Source organism: Roseomonas populi, assembly GCF_024594815.1.
GTDB classification, from domain to species: Bacteria; Pseudomonadota; Alphaproteobacteria; order Acetobacterales; family Acetobacteraceae; genus Roseomonas; species Roseomonas populi.
Genome location: NZ_JANJOU010000003.1, coordinates 106,305 through 116,073, shown reverse-complemented (window position 1 = coordinate 116,073; position 9,769 = coordinate 106,305). Strand labels below are relative to the sequence as shown.

Genomic DNA, 9,769 nt, shown 5'->3' with positions numbered 1-9,769 from the left:
GAGCACTCGGCCCGCGCGCAAGTTTGCACGCGATGGCGATCGTCTCGAAAGGTGCCGGGCCGCTCAACGTTGCCCGGGCCAGCCCGTGCTGTGCAGCACCTCGCCTGCGCGGGGGCGGCGGAAATTGGTCCAGCTGCGGCAATCCACCAGCCCCCACCCGGGCGCGGGCCGCTCGGAGAAGGGGGCGGGACGGCAGCGGGCGGTGCCGGCGAACCACTCCGCCCGCTCCTTCACGCGCGGGTTGCGGGCCGGGTCCTCCCACCTCTCCCAGCGGACCATGCCGAGGCCGCGCGCGTACCAGAAGCGTTCGAGATGGGCGCCCTCGGCCACCGTGGGGCCGCCGAAGTGCTCGGAGACGATGACGTCCATCGGTACCTCGCGGGCGCGCGGGTCGTCGTGGAAGCGGACGGGCATGGGGATCCTCTCCCGCCGCCAGCGCGTCAGGGCCTGGTCGAAGCCCGTGGGGCAGGCGTCGGAGGCTGGGGCGATGCGGAGGCGGGCGACGGCCTGGCCCCACCAGCCCGTCGGGACCTCCGTGCCGAAGACGAGCCAGCCGGCCGCCGCCGGGGCGCCGGGGCGACAATCCGGGGAGAGGAACCACTGCAGCTGGCCGGGGCGCCCGCCATCCTGGGTCACGGCCAGTTCCGCGCGGCCGGCGATGAGGACGGCGACCTGGCCGCCGTCCGAGGCGGGGTCGAAGCGGCCGAAGGCGGCACTGCCGCCGCCGAAGTCGAAGGTCTGGATCGCCGCCTCCCGGCCCTGCAGGTTCCCGAGCAGGGCGTCCGAGGCCATGTAGCCCTCGGGCTGGGTGGCGATGTGGGCGAGGCCGGGCCAGTCCGTCTTGCGCCAGGGCAGGGCCTCCCCGGCGCGCATGGGGCGGCGGCGGTCGCAGCCTGGATCGAAGGGCAGGCGGCCGGGGATGGGCTGGCCCGCCGGATCCAGGCAGGCGGACTGCACGAGGAACTCGAGGGCTTCCGCCCGCTCCAGCGGCGCCGCAGCGACGGGAGGCGCGAGGCCGGGCAGCCCCAGTGCGAGGAGTGCCGCGATCAGTCCGACAGCGCCCGCGCCACTTCGCGCCGCAGGGCGGGGATGACCTCGGTGTCGAACCATGGGTTCCTCTTCGCCCAGACGAGGGTGCGCCAGGAAGGGTGGGGCAGGGGAAAGTGCGCCGGAAGGGCCTCCGCGTAACGCGCCACGCGCTCGGCCAGCGGCATGCGCGGGCCCAGGACGTGGCGGATAGCATGGGAACCGACGAGGAGGCGGATCCGGAGGTTGGTGAAGCGCGGCAGGATGCGGGGGTGCCAGAGCGGCGCGCATTCCGGCCGGGGCGGGGCATCGCCGCCGCGCGGCAGGCGGCCGGGGTAGCACATGCCCATGGGCAGGATGGCCAGCACCTCCGGGTCGTAGAACAGGTCCCGTCCCAGGCCGAGCCAGTCCCGCAGGCGCTCGCCGGAGGCGTCCTCGAAGGGGATGCCGGAGAGGTGCGCCTTCGTCCCCGGCGCCTGGCTGGTGACGAGGATGCGGGCCCGCGCGTGCAGCTGGTGGATGGGGCGCGGGCCGAGCGGTAGGTGCGGGGCGCAGACCGTGCAGGCGCGGGCGGCCGCCGCGGCCTCCGCCATGGTGGCGGCGGGCGGGATGCCGGGGTCGCGCGCGCCGGCGGGGCGGGGAAGGGGAGGCGTGCCCATCCCGGCGCAGGTCCGCCGATCCCGAGGGGCGGTCAAGGGTCCCGCCGTCCGACCGGAGGCATCTTCCCGTCCGGCATTGACGGTGGATGCGGGGACGTCACCGTTGTTGCTTCACCGAATCGGGGCGACATTGGCCATAGAACCCGTGCCCGACGTGGCCGACCTCGCCTACGAAGCCGCGACCGGCCTTGTTCCCTGGCACGCGGTGGGTCTTGCCCTGAAGGGGCTGGTGGGCGCCAACACCGCCACGCTCTGGGCCGGCGATCCGGCGGCGGGCCGGGTGGAGATGCTCTACGCCGAGAACATCCCGGCCGAGGCCGAGCGTGCCTACGCCGTGCGGTACTACGCGCAGGATCCCTTCGTCGCCGGCTACGCGGAGTACATGGCGCGCAACCCCGTAGGGCCGGAGCCGCGGGTGCTGGCTGGCCCTCTCTACCTGGACTACGAGGCCTATCGCCGATCCGAGTTCTACGCCGAGTTCGGGCGGGGGATCGGCCTGTACCACATCATCGGCAGCGTGCTGCCGTTGGGCGATGCGGGCATCATGCCGCTCGGCCTGCACCGCCCGGAGCGCGCCTCCCCCTTCACCGAGGCGGACCGCGCCGCCCTGGAGGCGGTTTTCCCGCATCTCCGGCGCGCCGTGCGGCTCCAGTACCGCCTGCGCGAGGCCGGGCTGCGGGCGCGGGAGGCGCTGGCCGCCGCCGCGCTGCAGACGCTTCCGCTCGCGGTGCTGGTGGTGGACCGGAGCCTTCGCGTGACCTACGCGAATCCCGCCGCGGAGGCGTTGGGGCGCGAGGGGATCGGCCTGCGGATCGCCCGCTCCGGCCCGCCCTCCTCGCCGGCATCGATCGGGGCGGAGAGCCCGGGCGAGACCGCCGCACTGCTTCGGATGGTTCGCGCGGTGGCGGCGCGGCAGGTCTCGGGCGGCGGGCTGCGGCTGAACGGGGGCGGGGAGGGCGGGGTGCCCGCCTCCGTCGCGGTCCTCGTCACCGCGCTTCCGCCAGGGCTGGAGGCGTCTCTGAACGGCCGGACATCCCACAACGCCTTTTCCGGCCAGGTGCTCGTCATGGCCCGGCCGCTGGGTGGGGCGCGGGGGCCGGTGGCCTCGGTGCTCTGCGACCTGTTCGGGCTTAGCCCCGCCGAGGCGCAGGTGGCGCTGGCCCTGGCCGGCGGGGTGAGCACGGAGGCCGCGGCGGCGGCCCGGGGCGTGGGGCCCGCCACGGTGCGGTCCCAGGTGCGCGTGATCCTGGAGAAGACCGGCGCGGCGAACCTGCGGGAGCTGGAGCGGCTGCTGGGGCTTTTGGCGGGCTACTGAGGCCCGAGCGGGCCGTGGATCAGGTCCACTTCGCCAGGATCTCGCGCACGAAGGCGGGGACGAGCTGCGTGGCGGGCCCGTGGCGCGCCTCGTCGAAGAGGTGGCTGCCCTCGCTCGGCTCCAGGTTCAGCTCCAGCGTGTCGGCGCGGTCGCGCACCTCCCGCACGAAGCCCGCCGCCGGATAGACGGCGCCGGAGGTGCCGATGGAGACGAAGAGGTCGCACCGCTCCAGCGCGGCGCCGATCCGCTCCATCTCCAGCGGCATCTCGCCGAACCAGACGACATGGGGGCGCATCCCGCCCGCGCGGCTGCAGGCGGGGCAGGGGGTCTCGGCGGAGAGGTCGCCGGGCGCGGGGGAGACGGCGCCGCAGCGCAGGCAGCGAGCCTTCATCAGCTCGCCGTGCATGTGGATCAGGCGGCGGGACCCGGCGCGGTCGTGCAGGTCGTCCACGTTCTGGGTGACGAGGAGGAACTCGCCCGGCCAACGCGCGTCCAGCTCCGCCAGCGCGGCGTGGGCGGCATTGGGTTGGACGCCGGCCTCGCGCAGCTGCGTGCGGCGGGCATTGTAGAAGCCCTGCACCAGGGAGGGGTCGCGGGCGAAGGCCTCCGGCGTCGCCACGTCCTCGATCCGGTGGCGGGCCCAGATGCCGTCCGGGTCGCGGAAGGTGTGCAGCCCGGATTCGCGCGAGATCCCGGCGCCGGTCAGCACGACGATCGATGGCGGCGTGGCTGCGTGGGGCTTCACGCCTCCGGGCTGCGCCCTGCTGCGATCCCCACGGTCAGGCAAGCTCGTACTCCACCTCCGGGATGTAGACCGGGCTCTCCTTGCCGAGCCGTGAGGAGAAGAGGGTGAAGTGCTCCATCGGCACGGGCAGGGCGCGGAAGAGGTTGTGGGACTGTACCCACTCCACGAGCTTGTGGGAGGGCGCCTTGCCCGTCCGCGCCAGCGTCACGTGGGGCGCGAAGCGGCGGCGCTCCGGGTCCAGGCCCATGCGCTGCAGCGCCGTCTCGATCTTCGATTGCAGGTGGGTCAGCCCCTCGCACTTCTCCACGCCGACCCAGAGGGTCTCGATCTTCCCCGCCTTCTCGAAAGTGCCCACGCCGCGAAGGGAGAGGTCGAAGGGCTTGCAGCGGATGGAGGAGAGGGCCTCGTCCACCTCGTCGGCCCGCCATCCCTCCACCTCGCCGATGAAGCGGAGCGTCAGGTGGTAGTTCTCAGGCGGCACCCAGCGGGCGCCCTGGATGCCACCGGTGAGCATGGAGAGCTGCGTCCGCAGCGTCTCCGGCAGGGCGAGTGCGACGAAAAGCCGGACCATGGGGGCTTAAGCGGGCCTCGCCTTGCTGAGCAGGGTTTCGACGGCGTGCACCATGCGGCGCACCATCTCCTCGACGCCCTGCGGGTTGGGATGGATCCGGTCGGGCTGGTTCAGCGCGGCCTCTCCGGCCACGCCGTCCAGCAGGAAGGGGTAGAAGACGGCATCGGGGAAGTCGCGGTGCAAGGTCTGGAACACCGCCGCGAACTCCCGCCCGTAATCGGCGCCGAGATTCGGCGGTGCCAGCATCCCTGCGATCATCGTGGGGATGTTCCGGGCCTTCAGTGCTTCCAGGATGGCGCGCAGGTTGGCCTCGCTGTTGCGCGGCTCGATCCCGCGCAGCCCGTCATTGCCGCCGAGGGCGACGATTACGGCATCGGGCTTGTCGGCCAGGGACCATTCCAGGCGGGATCGGCCGCCGGCGGTGGTATCGCCGGAGACGCCGGCGTCGATCACCGTCACCGCCTGCCCCTTGGCCTTCAGCGCGGCCTCCAGCTTGGCCGGCAGTCCATCGGATTTCGCCAGGCCATAGGCGGCGGTGATGCTGTCCCCGAGCATCAGCAGCTTTAGCGGGCGCGCCTGGGCCAGGGCGGGAAAACCCGCCAGACACAGAACGGAAACTCCCGCGCCCCTATTCAGGAAGCCCCGGCGCCCCAATCTCGCCTTCATGCCGGATTCCCTGACCCAGATTCCGGCCGCCGCTGACGCGACGGCCGGCTCGCCCCTGATCGATGCTCGCGCACTGGCCTTCAGGGTGGTGGGGGCCGGAGGAGAGGTCAACATCCTCCGGGGGGTGGACCTCTCGGTCCGGCCGGGGGAGGCGGTGGGCATCGTCGGGCCTTCGGGTTCGGGCAAAACCTCGCTCCTCATGCTGCTGGCGGGGCTGGAACGGCCGACGGGCGGCACGCTTCGCGTGGCCGGGCAGGACCTGGCCGGCATGGACGAGGACGCGCTGGCCCGCTTCCGGCGGGACCGCCTCGGCATCGTTTTCCAGGCCTTCCACCTCGTCCCCACCATGTCCGCCCTGGAGAACGTGGCGATTCCGCTGGAGTTCGCCGGGCGGGACGACGCCTTCGACCGGGCGGCGGAGGCGCTGCGCTCCGTCGGGCTGGGGCACCGCCTTTCCCACTATCCCGGGCAGCTCTCGGGCGGGGAGCAGCAGCGGGTGGCGCTCGCCCGCGCCTTCGTGGCGGAGCCCGCGCTGATGCTGGCGGACGAGCCCACGGGCAACCTGGACCGGGCGACGGGGGAGAAGGTGATGGACCTCCTCTTCGGCCTGCGGGAACGGTTCTCCACCACCCTCGTCCTCATCACCCACGACCCGGCCCTGGCGGCCCGCTGCGAGCGGCAGGTTCGGGTGGAGGATGGCCGGATCGTCTCCGACAGCGGCCTCAGGGCATGAGCAATCTCGCCATGGGCTGGCGCCTGGCGCGGCGGGAGCTGCGCGGGGGCGTGCGCGGGCTGCGGATCGTGCTGGCCTGCCTGGCGCTGGGGGTTGCCGCCATTGCGGCGGTGGGCACGCTGCGCGCGGCGATTGATGCCGGACTCTCCTCGGAAGGGGCGCGGCTGCTGGGCGGGGACGTGGCGGCCGCCAATTCCCGGCCCTTCCCGCCGGAGGCGCGGACCTGGCTGGAGGCACGCGGGGCACGGGTGGCCGATCAGGTCTCCATGCGCGCCATGGCCGTGGCGCCAGGGGGTGAACGGACACTGGTGGAATTGAAGGCGACCGATTCGACCTATCCGCTCTACGGCGAGCTGCAGCTGGACCCGCCGGGGCCGCTTGGCACAGGTGCCGAGGGCCGCGCGCCCGTGGTGATGGACCCGCTGGTGGCGGAGCGGCTGAACCTCCGCCCCGGCGACGAGGTGCGGATCGGGGAGGAGCGCTTCGCCTATCGCGGCGCCATCGTCTCCGAGCCTGACAAGGTGGCAGGGCCGGCGGTGCTCGGCCCGCGCGCCATCATCCCGCTCTCCGCGCTGGAGGCGACGCGGCTGATCCAGCCCGGCAGCCTCGTGACCTATGAACTGCGCGCCGCCCTGGCGCCCGGGGCCGATGCCCGCGCCCTGGCGGGCGCGCTGCGGACCGCGCCCTTCGCCGATGGCGGCTGGCGGGTGCGCGACGCTTCGCAGGGGCAGCCGGGGGTGAACCGCTTCCTGGACCAGGCGGCCTCGTTCTTCACCCTGGCCGGGCTGACGGCCCTGCTTGTGGGCGGGATCGGGGTGGCGACCGGCGTGCGCTCCTGGCTGGAGCAGCGGGGGCGGACCATCGCGACCCTGCGCTGCCTCGGCGCGCCGGCGGGGGCGATCTTCGCCACCTACCTGATCCAGGTGATGGCGCTGTCGCTGCTGGGGATCGCGATCGGGCTGGTGGCGGGCTACGGGCTGACCCTCGCCGGCGCCTCGATGCTGGCGGATGCGCTGCCCGTGCCGCCGAGGCTGGGCTTCTACCCCCTGCCGCTGCTGCTGGCCGCCGCCTATGGCGTGCTGACGGCCCTGTCCTTCGCCCTCTGGCCCCTGGGCCGGGCGCGGGACATTCCCGGCGCCGCCCTGTTCCGGGACAGCGTGCAGCCCGGCGCCGCCCGGCCACGCCCGGGGCTGATCCTGGCGAACGCGGCGGCGGTGGCCGTGCTGGTGGCGCTGGTGGTCTTCACGGCGGAGCGGCCGCTCTTCGCCCTTTCCTTCTGCGGGGCGGCGCTGGGCACGCTGGCGCTGTTCCGCCTAGCCGCGGCCGGGCTGCAGGCGGTGGCGCGGCGCATCCCGGCCTATCGCCGGCCCTCCTTGCGGCTGGGGCTGGCGAACCTGCACCGGCCGGGGGCGCCGACCTCGCTGATGCTCGTCTCCCTCGGCATCGGGCTGACCACGCTGGCGGCCATCGCGCTGATCCAGGGCAACCTGCGCGCCCAGATCACGGAGAGCCTGCCGGATGCCGCGCCCTCCTTCTACTTCATCGACATCCAGTCCGATCAGGCTGCGCGGTTCGACGAGGTGGCGAAGGGCGTGCCGGGGGTGAACGAGGTGCGGCGCGTGCCCTCGCTCCGTGCCCGGATCGTCTCCGTGAACGGGGTTCCGGCGGAGGAGGTGCAGGCAACGGACGAGACGCGCTGGGCGCTGCGCGGCGACCGCGGCCTGACCTATTCCGCCGCGCCGCCGGAGGGGACGCGGATCGTGCAGGGGCAATGGTGGGCGCCGGACTACCGGGGTGAGCCGCTCGTCTCGCTGGACGACAACCTGGCGCGCGGGTGGAACGCCGGCCTTGGCTCCACCATCGTGGTGAATGTGCTGGGGCGGGACATTCCGCTGCGCGTCACCTCCACCCGGGATATCCAGTGGCGGGGGCTGGGGCTGAACTTCACCATGATCGCCTCCCCCGGGCTGCTGGAGGCGGCGCCGCACACGCATATCGCTACCGTGCGGGGCGACCCGGCGCGGGACGCCCAGCTGCTGCGGGCGGTGACGGACGCCTTCCCGAACGTGACGGGCATCCGTGTGCGGGACGCGCTGGACGCTCTGGCGGCGCTGCTGACGAAGCTCGGCTCGGCGCTCACCTCCACCGCCGGGCTCACGCTGCTCTCCGGCCTGCTGGTGCTGGCGGGCGCGGTGGCGGCGGGGCAGAGGCGGCGGATCCGGGACGCGGTGGTGCTGAAGACCCTGGGCGCCACGCGGGCGCAAATCCGGCGGGCCTGGCTGGTGGAGTTCGGCCTTCTGGGGCTGGTGGCGGGGCTGGTGGCGGCCGGCGCGGGCACGGCGGCCTCCTGGGGAGTGACGCGCTTCGTGATGCGCACGGACTGGGTGTTCCTGCCCGGGACGCTGGCGGGGACGATCCTGTTCTGCGTCGTTCTAACCCTGGCCATGGGCTACGCCGGAACCGCACTGGCGCTGCGCGCGAAGGCGGCGCCGCTGCTGCGGAACGAGTAGGCGTTCGGTGCGGAAGGGGGCGTGGCCTGTTCGGGCCCCGCTTCCCCGCCCCGCTCTCGGGCAGTTCCGAGCGAATCGCCGCTTCGGGCATCCAGAAGGGGCGGTGCGCTGCGCGGCCGGGGCCACCGGCCGGGGGCGGGGCCTGAAAACCTTACGAAATCCTGTCACGCAGGTTGCCCGCTTGATTTGGATTACAGGAAGTCCATATATCGGCGTGCGGGGATGGCGAGTGCCCTCCCCGGAAGGAGTTCTGACAGACATGGCCTTCGGTCCCGACAACCGTTTCCAGAGCGGCCAGTCCGCCTGGACGCAGCCGATGGGCCGCGCCGCCACCGACGCCGCGACGCTGGACGCCGGTCTGCGCGCCTACATGCTGCGCGTGTACAACTGGATGGCGTCCGGCCTCGCGCTGACGGCCATCACCGCCTACGTCATCGCGAACACGCAGCTGGCCGAGCTGTTCTTCAACGTCGTGCGCACCCCGCGCGGCCTGGCGACGCAGCCGACCATCCTCGGCTTCGTGGCGATCTTCGCCCCGCTCGCCTTCGTGCTGGTGCTGAGCTTCGGCATCAACCGCCTCTCGAAGGGCGCGACGCAGGCGCTGTTCTGGGCCTTCTGCTTGGCGATGGGCGCCAGCATGGCGAACATCTTCGCCGTGTATGTCGGCACCTCGATCGCCAGCACCTTCCTCGTCACCGCCGGCATGTTCGCGGCCGTCAGCCTTTACGGCTACACCACGAACGCCGACCTGACGCGGATGGGCGGCTTCCTGATGATGGGCCTGATCGGCATCGTCATCGCCGGGCTGGTCAACGCCTTCATCGGCAGCACGGCGCTGCAGTTCGCGATCTCCGTCCTCGGCGTGGTGATCTTCACCGGTCTCACCGCCTACGACACGCAGCGGATCAAGAACGACTACGTCGAGTACGCCTATGCGGAGGGTTCCGATGAGGCGGCCAAGCGCTCCGTCTTCGACGCGCTGGGGCTGTACCTGAACTTCGTGAACCTTTTCCAGCTGCTGCTGCAGTTCATGGGCGTCCGCCAGTCCAGCGACTGATCGGACCATCCCGCGAAGCGAGAGGACCCCGGGGAGCGATCCCCGGGGTTTTTTCTTGTGCGCGTCAGGCCGAATCGACGAGCGCGGTCCAGAGCAGCAGGATGACGATGCCGGTCGCGATGCTCTGGTCGCGGCGCAGGGGGGCAGGATCGCGGTCCCGCCGCCAGCGGCTCGCCAGGATGGTGCCGGGGATGAGGCCGGCGGAGGCGATGGCCCAGACATCCTCGGCGTAGCGGCTGAACACCATGTCGAAGCTGGTGGCGGGGCCGGGATAGGGGACGGAATCGGCGGCCAGCAGGCCGATGGCCAGGAAGACCAGCCAAGCGCCGAGGGTGATCGCCACCCGCCCGATAAGGCCGGCCATGCCGCCTCCACGCGCGTTCCGTCGCTAGAAACGCAAAACCCCGGGGATCGCTCCCCGGGGTTCTTCCGACGGGCCGGGCCGGTCAGCCCGCGACCATGTGCGCCAGCAGCAGTACGCTGCCGA

At 72.8% G+C, this 9,769-nt stretch carries 10 protein-coding genes; 4 read left to right on the top strand and 6 right to left on the bottom strand.

All coding sequences use genetic code 11. The features are described 5' to 3' along the window. Nucleotides 1-63: 63 nt before the first annotated feature. Nucleotides 64-1,110: a hypothetical protein gene (locus tag NRP21_RS05715; RefSeq protein WP_257715212.1), complete on the bottom strand. Its 1,047-nt coding sequence runs from the start codon at nt 1,108-1,110 to the stop codon at nt 64-66. Further along, nucleotides 1,047-1,685: a uracil-DNA glycosylase family protein gene (locus NRP21_RS05710; RefSeq protein WP_408639602.1), complete on the bottom strand. Its 639-nt coding sequence runs from the start codon at nt 1,683-1,685 to the stop codon at nt 1,047-1,049. Before NRP21_RS05710 ends, NRP21_RS05715 begins: the two co-directional genes overlap by 64 nt. A gap of 145 nt (nt 1,686-1,830) precedes the next feature. Here NRP21_RS05710 and NRP21_RS05705 point away from each other — a divergent pair, with 145 nt between their 5' ends. Beyond that, complete coding sequence (locus tag NRP21_RS05705; protein WP_257715211.1) at nt 1,831-3,000, top strand: helix-turn-helix transcriptional regulator; 1,170 nt, start codon at nt 1,831-1,833, stop codon at nt 2,998-3,000. A 19-nt stretch (nt 3,001-3,019) separates the two neighbouring features. Here the strand turns inward: NRP21_RS05705 and cobB are convergent, their stop codons facing one another. The 3 genes from cobB to NRP21_RS05690 are packed head-to-tail and all read right to left on the bottom strand — an operon-like array spanning nt 3,020 to nt 4,871. Further along, on the bottom strand, nt 3,020-3,745 hold the full coding sequence (gene cobB / locus NRP21_RS05700; protein WP_257715210.1) for a Sir2 family NAD+-dependent deacetylase: 726 nt from the start codon (nt 3,743-3,745) through the stop codon (nt 3,020-3,022). A gap of 34 nt (nt 3,746-3,779) precedes the next feature. Continuing rightward, a complete protein-coding gene (gene thpR, locus NRP21_RS05695) occupies nt 3,780-4,316 on the bottom strand; it encodes an RNA 2',3'-cyclic phosphodiesterase (protein ID WP_257715209.1) in 537 nt (178 codons plus the stop codon). Nucleotides 4,317-4,322: 6 nt separating this feature from the next. Beyond that, nucleotides 4,323-4,871, bottom strand: coding sequence for an arylesterase (locus tag NRP21_RS05690; RefSeq protein ID WP_257715208.1), 549 nt, complete (start codon nt 4,869-4,871; stop codon nt 4,323-4,325). Nucleotides 4,872-4,980: 109 nt separating this feature from the next. Between NRP21_RS05690 and NRP21_RS05685 the strand changes: the two genes are divergently transcribed. From NRP21_RS05685 to NRP21_RS05675, 3 genes are all read left to right on the top strand, one after another. Next, nucleotides 4,981-5,715 (top strand): ABC transporter ATP-binding protein, encoded by a 735-nt coding sequence (locus NRP21_RS05685; RefSeq protein WP_257715207.1) that lies wholly within the window; start codon nt 4,981-4,983, stop codon nt 5,713-5,715. Then, nucleotides 5,712-8,225 carry an ABC transporter permease gene (locus NRP21_RS05680; RefSeq protein ID WP_257715206.1) on the top strand — a complete coding sequence of 838 codons (2,514 nt, stop codon included), beginning with the start codon at nt 5,712-5,714 and terminating at the stop codon, nt 8,223-8,225. Before NRP21_RS05685 ends, NRP21_RS05680 begins: the two co-directional genes overlap by 4 nt. A 259-nt stretch (nt 8,226-8,484) precedes the next feature. After that, complete coding sequence (locus NRP21_RS05675; protein ID WP_257715205.1) at nt 8,485-9,282, top strand: Bax inhibitor-1/YccA family protein; 798 nt, start codon at nt 8,485-8,487, stop codon at nt 9,280-9,282. Between the two features lie 64 nt (nt 9,283-9,346). On the opposite strand, the gene NRP21_RS05670 is transcribed toward NRP21_RS05675, so the two are convergent. Continuing rightward, entirely contained in the window at nt 9,347-9,646 is a 300-nt protein-coding gene (locus NRP21_RS05670; RefSeq protein WP_257715204.1) for a hypothetical protein, read from the bottom strand. Nucleotides 9,647-9,769 lie beyond the last annotated feature (123 nt).